Annotated in this window: 11 protein-coding genes; 3 read left to right on the forward strand and 8 right to left on the reverse strand. The window is 43.7% G+C overall.

What is annotated here, in order from left to right; genetic code table 11:
- The first annotated feature begins 76 nt into the window (after positions 1-76).
- Positions 77-982 (forward strand): LysR family transcriptional regulator, encoded by a 906-nt coding sequence (locus AC5EUN_RS17395; RefSeq protein ID WP_493352511.1) that lies wholly within the window; start codon positions 77-79, stop codon positions 980-982.
- On the opposite strand, the gene AC5EUN_RS17400 is transcribed toward AC5EUN_RS17395, so the two are convergent.
- From AC5EUN_RS17400 to ilvD (AC5EUN_RS17420), 5 genes are all read right to left on the reverse strand, one after another.
- The gene (locus tag AC5EUN_RS17400) at positions 979-1716 is read right to left on the reverse strand and encodes a sulfite exporter TauE/SafE family protein (RefSeq protein ID WP_493352512.1); all 738 of its coding nucleotides are present in this window, start codon (positions 1714-1716) and stop codon (positions 979-981) included. The two genes, AC5EUN_RS17395 and AC5EUN_RS17400, sit on opposite strands and share 4 nt — an antisense overlap.
- Before the next feature lie 161 nt (positions 1717-1877).
- The gene (locus tag AC5EUN_RS17405) at positions 1878-3980 is read right to left on the reverse strand and encodes a TonB-dependent siderophore receptor (protein WP_493352513.1); all 2103 of its coding nucleotides are present in this window, start codon (positions 3978-3980) and stop codon (positions 1878-1880) included.
- 130 nt (positions 3981-4110) lie between these two features.
- A complete protein-coding gene (locus AC5EUN_RS17410; RefSeq protein WP_493352514.1) occupies positions 4111-5409 on the reverse strand; it encodes a hypothetical protein in 1299 nt (432 codons plus the stop codon).
- A gap of 71 nt (positions 5410-5480) precedes the next feature.
- The gene (gene ilvD, locus AC5EUN_RS17415) at positions 5481-7166 is read right to left on the reverse strand and encodes a dihydroxy-acid dehydratase (RefSeq protein ID WP_493352515.1); all 1686 of its coding nucleotides are present in this window, start codon (positions 7164-7166) and stop codon (positions 5481-5483) included.
- Positions 7167-7601: 435 nt separating this feature from the next.
- Entirely contained in the window at positions 7602-9431 is a 1830-nt protein-coding gene (gene ilvD / locus AC5EUN_RS17420; protein ID WP_493352516.1) for a dihydroxy-acid dehydratase, read from the reverse strand.
- A gap of 471 nt (positions 9432-9902) precedes the next feature.
- On the opposite strand from ilvD (AC5EUN_RS17420), the gene fmt reads away from it, so the two are divergent.
- Positions 9903-10862, forward strand: coding sequence for a methionyl-tRNA formyltransferase (fmt, locus tag AC5EUN_RS17425; RefSeq protein WP_493352517.1), 960 nt, complete (start codon positions 9903-9905; stop codon positions 10860-10862).
- Positions 10862-12166, forward strand: coding sequence for a 16S rRNA (cytosine(967)-C(5))-methyltransferase RsmB (rsmB, locus tag AC5EUN_RS17430; protein WP_493352518.1), 1305 nt, complete (start codon positions 10862-10864; stop codon positions 12164-12166). Before fmt ends, rsmB begins: the two co-directional genes overlap by 1 nt.
- A gap of 157 nt (positions 12167-12323) precedes the next feature.
- Here the strand turns inward: rsmB and AC5EUN_RS17435 are convergent, their stop codons facing one another.
- From AC5EUN_RS17435 to AC5EUN_RS17445, 3 genes are read right to left on the reverse strand one after another with little or no spacing between them, the layout of a single operon-like run.
- The gene (locus AC5EUN_RS17435; RefSeq protein WP_493352519.1) at positions 12324-15275 is read right to left on the reverse strand and encodes a hypothetical protein; all 2952 of its coding nucleotides are present in this window, start codon (positions 15273-15275) and stop codon (positions 12324-12326) included.
- The gene (locus AC5EUN_RS17440) at positions 15272-15958 is read right to left on the reverse strand and encodes a hypothetical protein (protein ID WP_493352520.1); all 687 of its coding nucleotides are present in this window, start codon (positions 15956-15958) and stop codon (positions 15272-15274) included. Before AC5EUN_RS17440 ends, AC5EUN_RS17435 begins: the two co-directional genes overlap by 4 nt.
- Position 15959: 1 nt before the next feature.
- Complete coding sequence (locus tag AC5EUN_RS17445; RefSeq protein WP_493352521.1) at positions 15960-21983, reverse strand: SdrD B-like domain-containing protein; 6024 nt, start codon at positions 21981-21983, stop codon at positions 15960-15962.
- Positions 21984-22054: the final 71 nt, after the last annotated feature.

Here is a 22054-nt window from a genome sequence, read left to right on the forward strand (position 1 = left end):
TGCCACTATGCTAAAAGGATGCCTCAAAATGCAAAAAGGACTAAGATAAAGCAACATTTTCCGCTTTGACCCTGCCATGCGCCTTGATTTTTTTGATCTGCAATTGTTTATCAATATCCTGAGTACAGGCAGTCTTACCAAGGGTGCAGAACGCTCCGCCATTTCTTTACAGGCCGCCAGTGAGCGAATTAAAAAATTAGAACACCATTTTGAAGTCAGTTTATTTACCCGCCATGCAACTGGGGTAAAAGCGACCCTTGCTGGACAAACCTTTGCGGAACATGCGCAGCACTTACTGCAACAACAGCAGCAATTACAACAGGCCATGCTGCCCTTTGCCCACAGTGCAACGAGCAACATTATATTGTGGTGCAACTCATCGGCGCAGAGTGAGTACTTACCGCATTTATTGCCGCAGTATTTAATGGAAAATCCGAAGCTCCATATTGAATTAAAAGAAGCCGAAACCAATGACATCATTCAGGCCCTCAGTACAGGTACGGCGCAGTTGGGGCTGATCTCTGGTTTTTTTGATGCAGGGCAGCTTGAAACTCAAGAGTTTGCTGAAGACCCGTTGGTACTGATCTGCCCAAGCCAGCATCCACTTGCCACTGCGGCTCAACTGGAGCTAGGTGAATTATTGCAACATCCGTTTGTGGGCCTCATGCAATATCACTCCTTACAACAGTCAATAGAAGCTCAAGCCAAACGCTTAGGCTGTGACATCCACTATCGTCTACGGGTGCCGAACTTTGCCGCGATCGCCCAAGTCGTTGCCAATGGCGTCGGCATTGCAATTATTCCCAAACGGGCAGCCCTGCGTTTAAAAGCACAGTATGATTTTCAGCAAATTGAACTATTAGGCAAATGGGCCAACCGCAAGTTGCTGTTAGCAGCACGGTGTTTTGATCAGCTCCCCGCAGATTATCAACGCTTTAGTCAATTCCTCTTGAGCCAACATGACCAGCTCATTGCGCATTAAAGCCAGCACAGTTGATGTAAAACCATATAACTGCCAAATAAGACTAGGCCCACAAAAAACACCTTACGAAAGGCTTGCTCAGGGATGCGATAGCGAATTTTAGTGCCCAACCACATTCCGAGCAATGCAGGAAGCAGAGCGATCAACGACAGTTGATAGTCAATGGGAGTGTCTTCAACAGGATTCAGATGTAAATACGTGGCCAGACACAAGGTTGAAACGGTAAAGGCAAGGCCGAGCGATTGTACCAAATCATCCCGTTTCAAATGCAAGGACTGCAAATATGGCACCACGGGAATCACCACCACCCCTGTCGCCACCGTCAAAGCACCGCCCAAATAGCCCATGATTGGTGATAAATATTTTTCATACGGGGCTAAATTGGGCATGTTTTTGGCAAACAAACCATATAGACCATAAATGGCCAGCATCCCGCCCAACAGCGCTTCACTTTGAAATTCGCCATGTCCAAGTGTAGGAAAAACACTCCAAACTGAACCAATGATCATGCCCACCAGCAACGGCCAAAAGCGCTGTACCAGTCGCAGTACGCGTCCTTCTGCGAACAATTGCCAGAAGTTCGTGACCATGGAAGGGATAATCAGCAAAGTTGCCGCTTGAAATGGGCTAATCACCAAAGATAAAAGTCCCATCGACACGGCGGGCAAACCCAGACCAATGGTGCCCTTAATCATGCCTGCGACAGCAAAAACAAAAATAACAAAAGCAAGCATGACGCTTCTCTCTAAACACTTAGCGCCATGCTATAAAATTTAAATCTGGGCTCATATCACGGTTTTTAGAAGTAAGCCTCAACCAAAGATTGAGGCTTACTGGAAAGAATGGTCTGGACTCAACTGTTATTGAATCTAAATGTGATGCGGTGTGATTCTGCTTAGTATTTAAAATTTAAGCTGAAACGGAAAGTACGTGGATCGCCCCAATTGACCAATTGCGCATTTGGCGTGGTTCCGACTAGATACTCTTTATCAAACAGGTTTTTTACACTGAACTTTGCGCCCCAATTTTTCGCCTCATAACCTGCACTGACGTCGTACAGCATATAGCTCGATAGCGGCACATAAGAAGTCCCACGTTGTGCTGTACGCTCGCCTTGATAATTCGCACTGGCACCAATATTCCAGCCCAGTTGCTCATCATCAAAGAAGTATTGGGTTGATAAAGAGGCTGCATTTTTAGGCACATGGTTAATCCGTTTGCCGATATCACTGCTGGTCGTACTTTCTGTCGTTTCCGCGGTAGGAATATAACTATAGGTTGCGGTCAGATTCCATTGATCCGTCAACGTAGCGGATAACTCAGTCTCAAAACCTTTGGTTTTTTGTTCACCGATTTGCACAGAATAACCGAGGGTAGAATCCGACTCAATCACGTTCTGACGGGTTAAATCATAATAAGCCACATAGCCTTGCAGCCGTTGATTCAGCCCTTGGAACTTAACCCCAACCTCAAACTGCTCTCCCTCTTCAGGGTCCAATAGTGTTCCGCCAGCGCCAGTGTCGCTCACAGGAAAGAATGAGGTTGCATAACTCACATAGGGCGCAAACTTATCATTAATTTGATACATCAAAGATGCATTACCCGTGAAAGCATTGTCCGAGTTTTTCAGCGTCGTATCATTGAAAAGGTCATCGACTTCGACCTGTGTCCAGTCATGGCGACCCGATAAGCCCAAGATCCAATGATCATCAATTTTAAAATTATTACGCAGATATACGCCCATATATTGGGTATCTGTAATTTGATGCGATTTGGTCGTGGTCGCCTTTGCGATAGGGGTATAGATCGGATTATTGGCATTAAAGGATGACAAGCTGTTACTACGGCGCTCATAGTCACTGCGCTCATGCATCATGTCCAAACCAACCATCAAATCATATTGGGTTTTGCCCCAATCAAAATGACGCGACAGATTATGATCCAGCGCAAAATTCACATCGTCTTTAATCTGTCTTTCCACCGTCCGTTTGATGGTCGGTAAAGTGTTATTACTCCCCGCCAATACCGGATTGTTATCTGCATCGGTTGTGGTGACCGCAAAGTTTTGTTTAAAGGTCCAGCCATTATCAAAATAATGCGCATAGTTCGACCCTAAGCGCAAAACATCGACCGTATTGCTTAGATTCGGCGCGCCAAAAAATAAGGTCTGTGAATAGTTTTTATAAGCGCCATTGCTATAGGGAATCCCCTGCTGGCGAATAAAATCCCGATGCTGATAGCTGGCAATCACAGACAGTTCGTCTTTTTCACCTAAGTCAAAATTATAAGACGGTGCAATATAATAATTTTTATAATAAACATAATCGGTTGGATCATCTTGGTCAGAGGCATGACCCACCACACGAAACGCCCCTTTTTCGCTATCATTTGGCGCATAGTTGATATCAAATGTGCCATCCACAAAGGCATTGCTGCCATAGCTCACACTGCCCCGAGAAAAAGTTTCAGCTTGAGGACGTTTGGTGGTTAAGTTAACTAAGCCGCCCGGTAAGGCAAAGCCAAAACCAGTCGATGTCGGCCCTTTGACAACCTCAATTGACTGTAAACCACTGATGTCCTCTGAACGTAGGGCATTATCAGAAGTTTGAATACGCAAGCCATCGACATAGGTCTGTGCGCTGGAAACCTGACCACGAATAATAAAGTCATCCCAACCACGGCGACCATACTGTCCTGCGGTGACCCCCGCTACACCCTGCAAGGCTTCAGACAGTGTTTTTGCTTGTTTTTGTTCGAGTTGTTTTTCAGTAATCACGCTGATCGATTGTGCTGTTTCAAACAGCGGTGCATCTGAACGCAAAACAGCTGATGCAGTTTTTGCTGCATATGCCGCTTTGTCATCTGCATCTTGGGCTTCAAATTGCAAAGTCGGTAAAACTTGGGATGATGCTGTTTCCTGTGTCTCGCCCTGAGCAAACGCTGCTGTAGTCATCACGGCCAGAATGGATAAGCTCAAAGAAGAAATATGAAAACGCATAACATCGATCAACAGACAGAAAGAATGCCAATTATAATCATTTTCATTTGGAAGCCTATTTATTAATAAAATTTAACAATGAATTTAATTGTTAAACCTCATTAACATTATTAATAAGCACTTAAATGACTCAGCCTTCGCTTTCATCCACAGGGTCAGCTTTATATTGATCTTCTAGCACATTACTGAAAATACTTTCAATCATCCAGACGCGATACAAACTATTAAAGACATAGCTCTGCCCATCCACGCGCAGTTCAATCACGGGGAAATCAGGCTGGGATTTCATTTCACAGAGCATGTCATTTTCTTGAAGCTTGGCTTCCACATCTTCGGTGATCCATGCTGCAATTTCCAATTCTTGCATCAGTTGATCAAAATGCGATTTAAAGGATAAATCTTTGCCTTGGGTCCAAACGGCTTTCAAAATCCGATACATGGCATCAACGCGCTGCTCTTCAGGTACGCTATAAAATAACTGTGCCATCGCCAAAGTGGCTGCTTGCGTCGGACGGCAAAACGGTGTGAATTTGATTTCTGTCCGTTTGGATAAACGTGTTGCCAAACTCCAATCAAACCCGTCTCGACCGTGATAACTGAGCGGGTAGACATTGAGCTGAATATTATAATAATCGGCCAGTTCTTCTTTAATATAGGCCAATAACAACCATGAAATTGGATCTTCCAACGCAACGTATAGGTCTAACTCTGGATCGAGCGCCTGAATTTCATTTAACTCTTCAGCATCACTAATCAAATGCTCACGCCAATCAATATGATTGATCAAGAAAATGGGGTTATCGGTAAATAATTTTTGTTGTTTTAAACGGCGCGTTAAACGCAGCAGATCATCGACGGCATGATACTGACGGTCACCGAGCTGGAAGTAACTGGCCAGTACCGCATCATCATTAAAAATACGTTCTGGAAAGTGTTGCTCTTGATGATGACGGCTGGCCATCGCATATAAGGTGCGCAGCTTACCCTCTTGTTTTTGCCACAGCATGTGAAACACATCTTCCAGCAAATACAAAAAGTCCTGCCCACGCAGCGGCGTATGCCGCAAGATGGTTTCTGCTTGGCTCAATGCCTCTGGACTGGGTTGTTCTGGCGTTTCATGAAAGCTAAAACGGTGCTGACGCGACAGAATTTTGGCATCATTTAAACAATAAGTTTGCCACTCCAAAGCCGACATTTGATTCGGCGGTTCAGCAGCCTGACTGGAAATGACCACCTTCAATGGTTTCAGTTCGTCCGCTAAAATTTCTTCAATTTGTGGTAACTGCTGAACCGCTAAATAGCTATATACATCGTCGAGGCGTAAATGAATACTCAAGCCTTGTTCAGTAGATACGACCGTTTGACGAATCGGTTTTTGGTAAAACCAACGCGATCGAATCGGATCGAACCATCGACGCAACAGTGACATGAGCAAAGCCTCTAAATTAAACCCTTGAAAGTACTACAAGGGTTTATATCAATTCACAGCAAAATGATCAATTAGACATCTAAATTTAGATCAGTTACCGCGCCTTTTTCCGCACCAGTGGTCAGTTTTGCAAACTTGGCCAAAGCCCCATAACGATAATTCGGTTGCGGTTTCACCCACGCGGCTTGACGCGCTGCGATCTCTTCTGCCGAAACATGCCACGTCATTTCGCGGGTTTCTGCATTAATCGAGATTTTATCGCCATTTTGCACTAAACCAATTGGCCCACCTTCATAGGCTTCTGGGGTGACATGTCCAATGACGAAACCATGACTACCGCCAGAGAAACGACCATCGGTGATCAGCGCCACAGATTTACCGAGTCCTTTACCAATAATCGCTGAAGTCGGTTTCAGCATTTCTGGCATGCCTGGTCCACCTTTAGGCCCTTCACCACGAATCACCACCACTTCACCCGCTTGAACTTCGCCATCTAAGATGCCACGCATCGCGCCAATTTCACCTTCAAAGACACGTGCTGGCCCCTCAAAGTACAGGCCTTCTTTACCGGTAATTTTAGCCACAGCACCTGTTGGAGACAGGTTACCTTTAAGTACCACCAAGTGAGAGTCTTTTTTAATTGGCGCGTCGAACGGTAAAATAATCTGTTGACCCTCTGGATAGTCTTCAACCTCAGCCAAATTTTCCGCCAAGGTCTTTCCTGTTACGGTTAAACATGAACCATCCAGCATGCCAGCATCCAGCATGCGTTTCATCAACGGTTGAATGCCCCCAATCGCGATCAGCTCAGACATCAAATATTTGCCAGATGGACGTACATCGGCCACCACGGGAATATCTTGCCCAATACGGACAAAATCATCCAAACTCAGTTCAACCCCAGCAGTATGTGCCATTGCCAGTAAGTGCAGCACGCCATTGGTTGAACCACCCAAGGCAATCAGCACTTTAATTGAGTTTTCAAATGCGGCTTTGGTCATAATGTCGCGTGGCTTCAGGTCTAAACGCAGCAAATTCATCACCGCTTCACCTGCTTTTTGACAGTCGATCCGCTTGTCATCCGAAACCGCCTCTTGTGCAGAGGAGCCCGGCAAACTCATGCCCAAGGCTTCAATCGCAGAAGCCATCGAGTTTGCAGTGTACATGCCACCACATGAACCCGGACCCGGCAGCGCCACTTCTTCAATCTGTTTGACCTGAATGGCACTGATTTCACCTTTGGCGTGCTGACCCACAGCTTCAAAGACTGAAATCATGTCAGTATGCCCTGCGCCCGGCTTAATGGTTCCGCCATAGACAAACAACCCCGGACGGTTTAAACGGGCCAAGCCCATGATGCAACCCGGCATGTTTTTGTCACAGCCACCAATCGCGATCACCCCATCATAGGCTTGGCATCCCACCACCGCTTCTATCGAATCCGCAATAATTTCACGGCTCAACAAAGAATACTTCATACCTTCGGTGCCGTTAGAAATGCCATCTGAAATGGTGATGGTATTAAAAATAATGCCTTTGCCGCCAGCTTGATTGACCCCTTTTTCGGCCTCACATGCCAGTTCATTAATATGCATATTACACGGCGTGACATTGGCCCACGTCGAAGCAATACCGACAAAGGGACGAGTAAAGTCTGAATCTTTAAAGCCTGTGGCACGCATCATGGAACGTGCGGGCGCATTTTCAATGCCTTCATAAACAGGAGCTGAATGTTCGCGGATATTGTCTTTACTCATTGTATTTGTCCTTAGCGATGGCGGCGTATTGCTCTACAGTCTTGGCAATTTTTTCTGTTTTTATTGTATAGAAAGCAGGCTAGACATAAAAGTACAATGAGACTTTTGAGTCAATCCCCATCAAGCTCTTCACGGTCTTAACATATTGATCTTGAATCCATCAGGTTGTCTGATACACGGAAACGCCGTCCGCAACCTGCGTAGCCGATTCAATGGGTGGTTTTTTCAAAGCATTCTTTTAGATGCAGAAAATAAACAGGTTTTGCGGACGACCAATGGTTTTGCCTACTTTTGCCGAAACAAAAGTAGGTCGAACCGAAGGTTATCAACTGCAATTTGAGAAACCTATTTAAGACTCCATTGTGCTGAACCAATAACTTTTAAATAAAAAGCACCCCAAATGGAGTGCTTTTTTAATCAGTCAAAGACTACAGCTTAAATTTCACGTACCGCACCTTTAGATGCACTGGTGGTATGCATCGCATAGGCTTTTAAAGCTTTAGAGACTTTACGTGGACGCTGTTCAGCAGGTTGCCAGCCTTTGGCTTCTTGCACTTCACGGCGCGCAGCCATGGTTGCTTCATCCACGGCCAAGTGAATACTACGGTTTGGAATATCGATTTCGATACGGTCGCCATCTTCCACCAAACCAATTGCACCGCCTTCAGCCGCTTCAGGAGACACGTGACCAATGGACAGACCTGATGAACCGCCCGAGAAACGACCATCGGTGAGTAAAGCACAGTCTTTACCCAAACCTTTCGATTTTAAATAACTGGTTGGATACAACATTTCTTGCATACCCGGACCACCACGCGGACCTTCGTAACGAATCACCACCACATCACCCGCAGTGATTTTGCCACCTAGAATCGCTTCTACCGCAGCATCTTGGCTTTCAAACACACGTGCCGTGCCGTTGAATTTCAAGATGGAATCATCTACACCCGCAGTTTTTACAATACAGCCTTCAAGCGCAATGTTGCCGTACAGCACAGCCAAACCACCATCTTGAGAGAAAGCATGTTCAGCATTACGAATGACGCCATTGTTACGATCACCATCTAATCGTGAGTAGTAACGGTCTTGTGAAAATGCAGTTTGCGTCGGTACACCGCCCGGTGCTGAACGGAAGAATTGATACACGTCTTCGTCTTCAGTACGGATGATGTCCCACTTGTCCAAAGCATCTTTTAAGGTTTTTTCATGCACAGTTGGCACAGACGTATCCAACAACCCTGCACGATCCAATTCACCCAAGATCGACATGATGCCACCTGCACGGTGTACATCTTCCATGTGCACGTCTTGTTTTGCAGGGGCAACTTTACACAGCACAGGCACTTTACGTGACAAACGGTCAATGTCGGTCATGGTAAAGTCAACTTCAGCTTCGTGTGCAGCTGCCAACAAGTGTAGAACGGTATTGGTTGAACCACCCATTGAAATATCCAGCGTCATAGCATTTTCAAAGGCTGCTTTGGTGGCAATTGAACGCGGCAACAAGCTGTAATCGTTTTGTTCGTAATGGCGTTTGGTAATTTCAACGATCAATTGACCCGCTTTTTCGAATAATTTTTTACGATTGGCATGGGTTGCTAAAGTTGAACCATTGCCTGGAAGCGATAGGCCCAAAGCTTCGGTTAAACAGTTCATTGAATTTGCAGTAAACATGCCTGAACATGAACCACAGGTTGGACAAGCTGAACGTTCGTATTCAGCCACCTCTTCATCAGTGAAACTATCATCTGCTGCGACAATCATGGCATCAACAAGGTCAATCGCGTGTTCATTGCCACGGATTTTCACTTTACCCGCTTCCATCGGCCCACCAGAGACGAACACTACAGGAATGTTCAGACGCATAGACGCCATCAACATGCCTGGGGTAATTTTGTCACAGTTCGAAATACAGACCATCGCATCAGCACAGTGCGCATTGACCATGTATTCCACTGAGTCAGCGATGAGATCACGTGAAGGCAATGAATACAGCATGCCATCGTGTCCCATCGCGATCCCATCATCGACCGCAATGGTATTAAATTCTTTAGCTACGCCACCTGCTTTCTCAATTTGACGTGCCACAAGTTGACCTAAGTCTTTTAAATGAACGTGACCCGGTACAAATTGAGTGAATGAGTTGACTACCGCAATAATCGGCTTACCAAAGTCTTCGTCTTTCATCCCCGTTGCGCGCCATAAGCCACGCGCACCCGCCATGTTTCTTCCGTGTGTTGATGTTTTTGAACGATAGTCAGGCATTGTACTTTTCCAACATAGTTGTGCTTGAGATGAATGTCCACATTCACTCTGGCTAAAATCTGAGTTCTGAGAGTGTCAAACTGTCAAAAATTTAAACATAACATATTCACATTCTGCGTAAATCTTGTTTTTAGGTATCTCGACCTAAAATACGGACGGCAGTATATTTGCGCGCTACATTTTAACCGATGAGCTGACATTCAATTGCATATGGAAACTACTATAACCCGTTCAATCGCCTTGCAATACAAAACTTCTATGAATAATTTTTAAATTTTGCATGAGTTTTATTTATATGAATTACAAATTTTGAGCGATATGCTATCAAGGATCCTTGCGCTATTTTTTGAATAAAACTCTCGCACATCATTCAGTTAGAACTGCTCTATCGGCTTTTTATGCAGGATAAATCTGTAGCTGCTCGAGTTTTGCTATAATTGTTTTAATCTTCTCCTTTTTTCCGAGTATTTCTTGAAAATCATCTTTGCAGGCACGCCCGAATTCGCGGCTGTGTCATTAGACGCTCTCCTAAAAACAGAACATGAAATTGTAGCCGTCTATACGCAACCTGACCGTAAAGCAGGTCGTGGGCAGAAACTTACCGCTTCGGCCGTGAAGCAGTTGGCTTTAGCACATGATATTCCTGTGTATCAACCGCTGCATTTTAAGTCCTCAACTGAAGAAGGTCTGGCTGCTCAAGCTGAACTCAAAGCCTTAAATGCAGATGTGATGGTGGTGGCTGCTTATGGCCTGATCTTGCCGCAAGTGGTTTTGGATACGCCTAAATATGGCTGTTTGAACATTCACGGTTCACTGTTACCACGCTGGCGGGGTGCAGCGCCTATTCAACGCGCAATTTCTACTGGAGATACCGAAACTGGGGTCACCATTATGAAAATGGCTGCGGGTTTGGATACTGGCGATATGATGTATAAAACCTACTGCCCAATTGAAGCTACAGATACCTCTGCAAGCTTGCATGACAAACTGGCACTCCAAGGGGCTGAAGCGACGGTCAAAGTTTTAGCCTCTGAAAGCACATTGCAGCACTATTTAGACAACCGCGAAGTGCAAGATGAAGCTTTGACAGTCTATGCACACAAACTCTCTAAGGCTGAAGCGCAAATTGATTGGACTTCAACAGCGGTGCAAATCGATCGTAATATTCGCGCATTTAACCCATGGCCTGTCGCATTTATCGCACTGGATGAAAGCAATAATCTGCGCGTTTGGGGTTCGATGTTGTCTCAAGAAAATGCCCAAGCTCAAGCTGCAGGCACCATTTTAGCTATTGATAAACACGGTGTTCATGTCGCTTGTGGCGATGAACACGCGGTGTGTTTAAGCTCTCTGCAATGGCCAGGTGGTAAACCCCTAAATGCCGTACAAATTTTACAAACCCAAAAACTGAATATTGGACAAATTTTATAATGAAACAATCTCCTCACGCCTCAGGTAAGACCCTAAACTTACGTGCTCAGGTTGTTAAAACGTTATTGGCTGTCCAAAATGGTCAATCACTGGCATCGGTACTTCAGCAACACATGGCGATTGTGTCTGACAAAGACCGTGCCTTGTACCATGAGTTAGTTCTTGGCTGTTTACGCCAATGGCATGCGCTTAAACAAGTGACTTTACCCTTGTTGACTAAGCCACTGGAAAACCAAGTCGTTGAAACCTGTTTATATGTGGGTTTATACCAATTGCTGTGTACCCGCGTTGCAGCGCATGCCGCGATTTCTGAAACGGTAGAAGCAGCCAAACAATTGGGTATGGAAAGCTTAAGCGGTGTGGTGAATGCTATTTTGCGCCGTGCAACACGTGAAACGGAACAGTTCTACGATGTTCTAGAACAAGCTTCAAATTTGCCAAGTTGGTTATCCAAACGTTTGAAAAAGGATTGGGGCGAGCAACTGGCTAAAATCAGCTATGAGCTGAAACAAGTTGCACCCTTAACCTTAAGAGTGAACACCTTACAAGTCAGCCGTGACGAATATCTTGAAATTTTAGAAGATGAAGGCATTGAAGCCCATGCCTGTGAACTTTCAAATGTCGGCATTGTGCTGGATGACAGTCTGCATATCCCAAGCCTACCGGGTTTTGAAGTAGGTGGTTTTTCAGTCCAAGATGAACATGCGCAACTCTGTGCAACCTTGTTGCCAGACTTAAATGGCAAATTCGTAATTGATGCCTGTGCAGCACCTGGCGGCAAGACAGCGCATATTTTAGAGATGTATCAGCCAAAAAAACTGATTGCACTCGACCAAGATGAAAAACGCTTAAAACGTGTCTCTGAAAACTTAGAGCGTTTGGCTCTAAGCGAAGAGCCTGTGGAAATTATCACTGCCGATGCAGTGAAATGGACATCGCCTGAACTGGCGGATTGTATCGTTCTCGATGCACCCTGTTCTGCCATTGGAGTAATCCGTCGCCATCCCGATATTCGTTTACTGCGTCAGTCGGGCGATATTGCTAAAACAGTACAACTCCAAAAGCAAATTCTTGAAAATATGTGGCAACAACTCAAAGTCGGCGGCACATTGCTATACATCACCTGCTCGATTTTGAAAGCTGAAAATGAACAGCAAATGGTCGACTTCTTTGCTGAACATACGGATGCGAAAGAAATTAAAATTGATGCCGATTGGGGTGTTGAGCAGATTCATGGTCGCCAACTACTCCCACAAGTAGGGCGTGGCGATGGTTTTTATTATTGTCGCATTGAAAAGATTTAAAAATAAAAGGAGCTGAAAGGCTCCTTTTTTCATGGATGGAGATTAGCAAATAAATCTTGATGACACCTGTTACAAAAACCGAAAATTAAACATCCATAAAAAACCGAGTGAATTTTACTCGATTTTTTATTTAAAATTGAGGTTGGATTACAAGACCCTATGGCTGTAAACGAATTCCAAAATACAGACTCTTTTGCTGGTTCGGTAATAGCTCGGTGAAAATAGTTGAGACACTTTTACCTTGAGGGGTAACTTTTTCCCCAGACTCTTTCATAGGGAGGATATTATTCGAATTCCACGGGGTAGTATACGCCGGGTACATATCGCTAACTTCAACATTGGTTAAAGGATACTCCCCCATGTTTTTCACCATAATGCGGTAAACAATACAATCATTACGACCAATTTGCGTGCTTCCGATTTGATACGCTGCATTCACCACTTGTAAAGCAGACATATCCGTACATCCCGTCTGTTTGAACTGTGTTTTATGTAAAGTTATTTGATTAATACCAATCGTGACCAAATCTTTGTTTGAGATTGGGCTTAAACTCAAACTTTGATTGGTATTGTCTGGTGTCGCAATCAACTCGACTTGACTCGTCATACCATTCACAGCACTGGTCGGTGCTTCCACTTTGACCAAAATTGCTTTTTGTTCACCCGCTTGTAACTGATAACGATCCGAATCTTTCACCATCACATCACCCCCATCTAAAAGACCATCACCATTTTGGTCAATAAATAAAGTGTATAAAAATCCATCATTCGGTTTTAGCAGATTAACACTGAGCTTAATGCCACTTTCAGTCACACGGCCCTGATTGGTTAAGCGATGTGCAAAGACAAAAGTTCCGCCGGTCCGAATCTGTGCTTGCTGATCATTCACTAAAATTAATTGACGTTGTTGCGCCTGCAGTGAACTGACCGCATCTAAAATGACATCACCAAAACCCGTTTGTACCGATTCAATGGCAAACCAAATGTTGGTGCTATTACTTGCTGAGGGTAATACGCTTACCACAGCACAAACCTGAGCTGTAGTTTTGGCTGAAATATTAAGTTGGCTAATACTCTGCCCTGTCATTCCAGCTTTACATTGCTCAGTGGTCAATGGATAAAACTCAACTCTAAGCCCTGAGGTAAAAGGGTTAATACCACTTTGTACTAAAGTTGAATAATCGGTGTTATTTAATGTCGGCTCAACGGATGTTCTAGATGCATATAACTTATAGTCTTGTGCAAAAGCACTGTCATTTTGAATATTTAAAGGAAAATAAACTTTCGCCGTGTTGTCTGCTGACTTGGTGAGTAAAGCAGCACCTGTTCGTCCACCTTGCGCAATATTAAAGATACCTACGCCTGTTTCTGTCGTAGGTGCATTCGCTTTGTTATTGGACAAATCACTCTTGCCGATAATCGGCTTTTGAACTGTCGAGATATTATTGCTTGGCTCAAAATCAGACATCGCTGTGGTTTCAATGGTGGCTGTATTTACCGTCTGCCCATTGGTTGATGTGTCCGTATCTGTCACCAGTAGGTTCTTAATGGTGAATCGATACTTAGCCTTAGCAGGAATATCACCAAGGCTTAGGCCCGTACCCGCAGTATTGGAGAAGAGTGCTGTAAGTGCATTGGCATCCGTCCACTGCGTTGGACATGCTTTACTGTTTCCATCTGTGATGTCTTCACACATCAGAGTGGTCTGATTACTGCCAGTGGTTGTTATACGTTGTAAATTTTTAAAACTATCACGTAAAAACACACTATCGGCTTGAACAGTAGTTTTATTTTCAACATCTAACGTATAAGAAACCAAACGATCTTTAATAGTCAGCGAATCGCTAGTCAGCGCTTTCACCACCGAAAGGTCAACGTCATCTTCTTGAATGTTTAAGTCAAATTTGACATCTGCCTGACTATTGCCACAAGAGCTCAAAGAGGTTGCTATGGCTTTACTCGTAGGATCCAGAGCAAAAGAAAAAGGAACTGTGATATCGGCATTGACGGTGGTATTGCCTAAAATACCAATCACCAAACCGTTGACTTGTACGCCTTTGGTATAGTCCAAAGCACTATTGTAAACAGGCGTATAGTTAAAAGTAATGGAGGTGTTTTGGTTAGATTTACTTAAGCCATCTGTACTGCCAAGCTCAACTAAAGCCGTCCCATCCTGTTTGTATAATTTATAATTAACGCCATAAACCGCTTTAACACCACTATAGTTAGGAGGATAGTCAACTTTAAAGTTCAGTGTAGGCATATCATCTTGGCTTAAGATTTGCCCGACAATATTAAAAGGCACAGCTTGTGTTTTTCCTGAAGTATTATCATTTCCTTCATAATATTTATTAGAACTTGCACTGAACTCAACTGCAGGTTTTAAACCAATTTTAATCTCATCTAAGAAATTACCTTCAGTTGAACCATTCGTTGCCTCAAAAATAAAAGAATACACACCACCTGTCGTAGGAATTCCCCCTCGTACTGTTTCTGCTGTATTCCCGACACTGACACTCTTCCAGCGTGTACTCATTGTTGTTTGCGAGCTAGTTCGGGTAACAGTATCGGAAACAATCGTCTGAAGGCTACTAATTGAACTCCCAGTAATTGTACCAATATGAAATTTCAACGACTCTGCAGTGTTTAAATTTCGACCAGCGTGTTTAAATGACCAAGTAAATTGTTCTCCACCAAATAAACAAACATTTTGGTAGAGAGCAGAGATTGCATCAGCATTTAATTCAGCATATTGGTCATTAGAAGTATTAGGGAGTGCTGCTGCACCTGCCGCTCTCCATATTTCAATTAATCGACCAGCTTGATTCCATGTCCCCGCAGCTCTTATAGGGTGTGTCGTTCTCCAACCAGGAACTTCGGCCTCAGTTAAGAATACATTTGTTTGTGAAGTGTTTGTATTTCCAGCCAGTTTTGCTCCTGATGAAGAATACCCTCTGATATCAGGCTGACTAAAGTTAAGGTTTACAAAGCTTCGTTGAATTGAAACTTCCCCAGATGAAGCCGCAACATCAGCTGCAGATACGGTTCGCAAAGTAGAAGTAACACATAGTGAAGCAAGCAAAACACGAGTGAAATAATGCTTTGTCATTTTTGATTTCCTTCACTGCTGCGGCTACTCTGAACTTGAATTTGAGCGGTATTTAAAAGTGGCCAATATTGTGCATTTACGCCCTGACAGCCGTGTCCATTCAGTTGCATCAACGTAGGTAGGTCAAACGCATCAGAGGGTATCATTCCCTTTTGAGGTAACTGCTGTTGGACTTGAAAAATCGTACGCTCTGCTGCTTGAAAGTGCTCACGAGCATGACGCCAACCCAGTTCACAGTATTTGACTGCTGCCCACACAAGAGTAACCTCGGCTTGCGCCAAACGCTCTGGCGCAACATGGATCGCACCCTGCCCCTTTAAGTACTCTAACTGAACCCAAAGATCACGACGCATGACCTGTGCCATACTTAAAACAGGGGTGGTGAGGGATAATTGAGTAGGCTGATTGAATCCATCCACTAAATGTTGAGCCTGCTGTTGTGCTTCCTGCCCTGCACGGCTTAGTCCTTGTGCTGAAGTTTCACTCTTCGCATAGCTTAGCCACACTTTGGCTTTATAGGCATGATAGCGAAGTAATGGATCTGTCCCATGCAACTCAGCCTCGACCTGCTGAGCCAATTGCTGAACTTGTGGGACTGAGTTGATTGATTGTTCTGCCATAGCACTCGATAGGCCATTGAACATGAACAAACCAACGATGATACCCTTCAAGGTCTTTGGCATCTTATCGCCCTCCTTGAGGTTCTAAAGCAGGGTTCATCATGCCATTACGGCGGCCAAACAGGTCTTCATCAAACTTAAATCTAAAGCGTAAATATGCACCTTCACCTGTTGAGCTAGTATTGGCGAGCTCGGCGTCTTGATAGCCCATAAAATTATAGCCAGCAGATACCCAAAGATTCGTTGCCAATAAATACCCAACCTCAACACCAGCTAAATAACGAGTACCAGCACCTTGGTTTGCCCATAATGCGCCTGTTTGCAGACTCATATCCCAGCGTTCATTGAGGTCATAAATCATACGACCACTGAGTAACTGGGTTAATGCATCACTTTTAACACGATCTTCATCAAACACTGACCATTTTGCCGCATACTGCCCAGACCATGTGAGCTGGCGCTCAGGATGATAATTGACATGGGTTGATGTGACATATGCTTCTCGTTGAAAGGCTGCTTCTAAATCTGTTTCGTTATTTTCATAGAAGTATTCAACTTTTGATAAAACATCTAATTTATTTTGATCAAAATCACGCCATGCCAAACCCAATTGGAAACGGTTACGTAAATGATCGCCCTGATCTACACCTTTGTTATCAATAAAGTTCAGGGTATTTTTAGTCAAAAAAGTCACATCATTCGAGAGCTTACGTGCATAACCAATCGTATTGATCAGGGTATCAGAGTCATCCGAACGACGCCCTTCTAAACGTGTTGTCGCTTTCCAGTTTTCATTGGCTAAATATTCAATTCCAATACTGGCAGCAGTAGAATCGCTATTATTCTCCGTATCGGCAGATAAGGTCTTAATTTTCTCAAAGCTACCACTCAAATAAACTTTTGGTTGTACTTCCCAACGGTTTTTTAAACCAATCGCAGCTTCAGCCTCACGATTACTCATGCCATCAGCAACACGATATTCACTAAAGACTGAACCATCTTTCATATAGTTACTGCTGATACCCACCACAGTACTATTGGTTTCTTCAGTACTATTCATCGAGTAAAGACCATCTATCGAAGAAATCAATTCATGATGCGCATAAAGTTCTGTATTTGCCGCAACTTGGACGCGGCCACCCAACGTCAAGACTTTCTTGTCAGCATCAGATAAGTCCTGCTCATACTCGGTAAATACACTTGCCCCTTTCCAAGGCAATTGTCCCGTAAATTTAATACGACCAGTAGTGCCGTTATAGGCATCAGTATGATCAGTGGCAAGTGTTGCACCGGCTTGGCTTTCATCATAAAGACGAACACCCAATTCCACAGCAAGCAATTTAAAGAAGTTGCGCTCTAAACTCGCAGATAATCCTGTGCGCACGCCTTGATTCACCTGATCTTCCGTGCGAATCGCCTCAAGCCGTGCTAAACCGATGTGCGCAACCTGTGATGTCGCCTTAATTCCACTTTCCATGCGACCAGCACTGATAGTTGCCGCATCATTTTGAAAACCACGGTCAGCTTGCTGATGATAGGCACGTAAATTATTGGTTCCCTTTGAATATTCAAATTCAATTCGTGCTGCATTGCCCTGCTGTTCAGCCGAAGAATCGGTTTGTCCTATTTGTGTCACTTGATCATCAGCAGAACTGGTATTTTCTGATTGCGCCACCTCAGCAATCAGCTTGCCATATTCCCCGACCTTCAACACCGCATTCACACTTGAAATCTGTTCCTTTTGCAGCGGATCATTACTCCGCACAAAAGAGCCGCCTATTTTTAAATGGCTTGGAAATACATAACTGAAGCTTAAGCCAGCAACTTCGTATTCTTCACCAATTTCATCAGCTTCAACTGTAATACGGATATAGTTCGGATTTAAGTCACTATCGACACTCGCCACTGCTTCTTTTAAATAGATACTATTACTATAGGTATCAATTTCATAATCCACAAAACGCGTTAACACTTGTCGATTGATAATCAGACCCGGATTGTTACGGTCTCGCGTCAAGACTTCAACTTTCTCACTATTTTCTAAAATCAGATCATTTGAAATCGTACCTAAACTATAGGGCCCTGTAATCCCCATAGCACGGTTTTCTGTCACCACTTGGCGTGATTTGGTTTGAGCACCAAAAGCGGACACTTGGAATTTGTCCCCTTCATGCCCTAATTTAACACCTGTCAATGAACGGTTATATTGGCCTAAAGAAAGACCTTCATCTCGTTCAGTACGCGTGACATAGTCACCATACATAGCATAAGAGCGGCCTTTGTCTAAACGAACATACAACTTACTGGTCGACTGAGCATCAAAGCCTTTGGCTGCAGCATCACCATAAACTGGATAGTATTCATCTGGCTGAATATCACGAAATAAACGCTGCTTTGAACTCTTGTCTGAATCATAAGCAAGCGTCAGTAAATAATCCCCTTTGACTTTACCTTTTAAGTAAACAGCGGCACGCCCATTAACAGTGGTGTCATCTCCCAAATCTGCAATTTCTTTCAGTTCATCTTCAAAGCCGTCATTGCTCGTCACACTATGCAATTTTTCACGGTCAAAATGATTAAAATTGATGCTGCCTTCAATTAGGCCTACTACAATCAGTGGACGTAAGTCTGCCGTAAATTGAATATCAATTTCTTGTTGAATTAAACCGCTATTGACCATTAAAGTGCCACGTCCTGGCATATTGGGCGCAAGTATTGGGATAATCAACTCACCATTTTCAATAAACGTTTGCAGCCCTGCTTCATTTGGGTTGGCATCCGCTAAATCAATCACACCAATATCACTTGCAACAGTGATCGGAGTTCTAGTCAGAACGGAAACACCCTGTTCATCTTTGATCTTTACCGCAATACTCAAGACATCTTGACCATTCGCAACAGCTGACGCAACTGGTTGTTGTAACTCTAAATGATGCGCTTGCCCTGGTACAACCACCTGTAAAGTTTGAGTTTCACGGACATTTCCCATCAAATCCAGCTGTTCAACTAAAAGGGTATTTGGGCCTATTTCTAAGGGTACACCAACATATTCTAAGCCTTGCTTTTGCTGCTCCGCCAATGTTGCACGCTTACCAATATGCTTGTCATCAATGATTTTCCCATTCACGGACAAACGTTGTGTTGCACCCGCAGTGCCTTGTAACTGAATGGTGGTTTGATTGAACTTCAGCAATTGCCCTTCGTTCAAGTTTAAAATACGCAAAGCATTGCTATCCGCACGGCGTAAATATTCTTCTAAACTCACCACTCCCATCGGTTGAATTGGTTCTAAACTCAAGTCTTGGGATTTAAGCTTAGTCACAGATCCATTTTTACCGAGTAAGCAGTCTTGTTCCCCCTCTGTAGCCAAACAGCCCGTTGTCTGATCTGAACGTGTACTTTTTTCAATAAAAGTTGGGGCATCTATTGATAACTGTTTATTAATGGCCTTTTCAAGGTTGAAATTACCTTGATTCACCTTTTCTTGACGCTGTTTGACTGCATCAAGTAGTGGTGCAGAACATTGCTCTGCATCATTGGCAATCGCAAAATCCGCACGATGTAATTCGCCACGTTTTACATCAACAAAACGGCTCGATGGATCTCCCGCGTTTCGATTAGACTGGATAATAACTTCAGCACCAGCAGGTAAGGTCGTACGGTCTAACTTTAAAACGTGTGTCTTCGGTGATACACCATAAAAATCGTACTTGCCTTCTCGATCTGTAATGATATAACTGCCATCTTCCATAAAGAGGCGAATACCCGGCACCCCCATCTCACCCTGATCTTGCATACCATTGCGGTTACAGTCGGTATAGACCTTCCCCACTACAAATGCATCAGAGCTAAAAACACCCGTCTTGACTTTGACTTTTGCTTGCGCTTCATTTGAACTTAGACCATCAGCATCCACCGCTTTCGCGCGATTGATGCCGTCACCATTTAAAGCATTCGGCCCAATTTGAACACGGTACTCAATTTTCGTGCTCTTATTCACTGCTAAGTCACCCAAACCTAACCTCAGGTACGGTCCTTTTCCACCTTTAGGATCAGCCACAGGTTGACCATTAACACGCATTGTATTAGCGACATAGCTAAACCCACGAGGCAAAGTATCTTGCAACTGTACGTCCGCAGCAACGACGTCGCCTTGATTCGTCACCGTAATGCTATAGTTAGTAAAATCGCCCAATTCAACCGAAGAGTCTCGCGCAGTCTTTTGAACCATCAACCCCGATGTTGAAAGTAAGGGATCAATTGGAATATCGATACTGAGTGCAGGACTATTTTCTGTCAGGGTGAAAGTCCCCCCGTACGACCATTCTGCGTGGACATCCTTGCCATTAAAGGAATCAATCGGATAAACAACTTGGTCGCTGGCAAAAGTATATTGTTGTCCTGAAATAGTCGACGTATCGACTAAAAGTTTATAACTGCCGCCCTTTACCAATGGTGAAACAAATTCACCCGATGCAGAGGTTACTTGTTGCGTTGGAAATGGTTTTAATTCACCAGTATTACGATCAATTTCAAACGCTTCACTCTCTGCAACAGGCCGACCAAATTCATTGACCAGCGTAACTGTTGCACCTGCAACAGGCTTTCCTGTTTTTGCATCAAAAACAATACCATAAGGATCTATTGAAACCTGAGTTTCAACATTATCCAGCTTTAACGTTGATGCTCCATTTGCATCTAGGCAGTCCGTTAAACGGATCTGCGCTTGATCACGTTTTACGGTTTGTAAAATTTGATCAGCTAAGTTTTTATTTGTACTTTCTTCCGTTGCCAAATCAAACTGAAAAATACCTGTATTTTCACCACTTTCAACGGCATTGATATAAACCACATCACCCGTTAATCGTGAGCTAATTTGCACGCGAACTTGATCACTTATGAAACGGTTGGCATTACAAATCGCGGCATTGGTTTTAATATAAAGCGGCTCATTCACTTTGCCCGTGTAAAGGCTGTGCGAAAAATCCGAAGTGGTACTTTCAATGATGGACTGTCCCAAAATTTGGGTTTTCACTTGATTTGAAAGTGTTTTCTTATGGGTAATATTCGACAAACCATGTAAAACATAAGCTTCATTTAAAAGTGTGGTATAGCTTAAGTTAGGGTTGGTTTTAACTGTTAAACGTATCGTACTTTTTTGTTGTGACTTAAAACTATCGGTAAACCCGACAACTGCATAACCCACCTTAGTTTTATCGGCAGGTAAACCACGCGTATATTCACCTTCTGCTAAACGATATAAAAGTTGAGCATTTTGGTTTTTTTCAAGGACCTCTACGCTTTCAAAAACCGTATTGGCTGGAAGAGGATCTTCAACAATCACCAAAGATTCAGTTTGACCATCAACTTTTACTTGTGTTGGTAATACAGGTAAAAGCGCAGCATTCGATACATTTAAAGTGTACTGAATGGTCTGAGCTTGCTGATTACTTTGTAAAACGGTTTGATCAACCGATTTTTCTATTTTTAATTTAGGCTGAATGACCTGTGCAGGATTCTTCGCGACATCCTGAACCTCAGGTTGTTCACGCATATGTGCCGTTAATGGCAAATCAACAAATGCCTGATCAGCTGTTTGTGTCGACGTATCCGCCACAATCCATAAGTGGACATTTTGATTAGGCTGTAACAGTAGACCATTGGTGATGAGGATTTCTGAAACATCAAAAATACCATCATCATTGGCATCTAAATACACTTTGATATTGGATAAATCAGCATTCGGAAGCGTTGTAAAATCAATCCAAGCATCTGTATTACTCAGGTTCGCCAGTGAGTTTAACCAAATCACCTTTGACCCAGCTTCGACCTGCTTTAACGTATCCGCATGTAACTGTAAGCCATAAAACTCACTTACAGTGACATTCACGGGGTTGGATTGGGTTTTTAGCAGGAGTTGTCCACCATTTTCATCACTGATGGCATATGATGCATAAGCAATGTTTTGAATGGTTTCACCAGCCATCGGCATTGCGGCATAGCTTTGCTGTACACACAACAAAGCAGAAGCCAACGCCGAATATGACAGTGCATCCATTTTAAATGATGTCGTTTTTTTTACTGACATAACCCCAAACCCACAAAAAATACAGCAAAAAAACCGCTTCCCTTTTTAAAAAGAAACTAAAGGAAGCGGTT

It is taken from the genome of Acinetobacter sp. CAU_H_S170_2 (assembly GCF_058890445.1).

Excerpts from the sequence above, each read along its gene's own strand:
- AC5EUN_RS17435 (WP_493352519.1), bottom strand. The coding sequence starts at position 15,275 with ATGACAAAGCATTATTTCACTCGTGTTTTGCTTGCTTCACTATGTGTT.
- AC5EUN_RS17395 (WP_493352511.1), top strand. The coding sequence starts at position 77 with ATGCGCCTTGATTTTTTTGATCTGCAATTGTTTATCAATATCCTGAGT.
- AC5EUN_RS17440 (WP_493352520.1), bottom strand. The coding sequence starts at position 15,958 with ATGCCAAAGACCTTGAAGGGTATCATCGTTGGTTTGTTCATGTTCAAT.
- ilvD (WP_493352515.1), bottom strand. The coding sequence starts at position 7,166 with ATGAGTAAAGACAATATCCGCGAACATTCAGCTCCTGTTTATGAAGGC.
- AC5EUN_RS17410 (WP_493352514.1), bottom strand. The coding sequence starts at position 5,409 with ATGTCACTGTTGCGTCGATGGTTCGATCCGATTCGATCGCGTTGGTTT.
- rsmB (WP_493352518.1), top strand. The coding sequence starts at position 10,862 with ATGAAACAATCTCCTCACGCCTCAGGTAAGACCCTAAACTTACGTGCT.
- AC5EUN_RS17445 (WP_493352521.1), bottom strand. The coding sequence starts at position 21,983 with ATGTCAGTAAAAAAAACGACATCATTTAAAATGGATGCACTGTCATAT.
- AC5EUN_RS17400 (WP_493352512.1), bottom strand. The coding sequence starts at position 1,716 with ATGCTTGCTTTTGTTATTTTTGTTTTTGCTGTCGCAGGCATGATTAAG.
- AC5EUN_RS17405 (WP_493352513.1), bottom strand. The coding sequence starts at position 3,980 with ATGCGTTTTCATATTTCTTCTTTGAGCTTATCCATTCTGGCCGTGATG.
- ilvD (WP_493352516.1), bottom strand. The coding sequence starts at position 9,431 with ATGCCTGACTATCGTTCAAAAACATCAACACACGGAAGAAACATGGCG.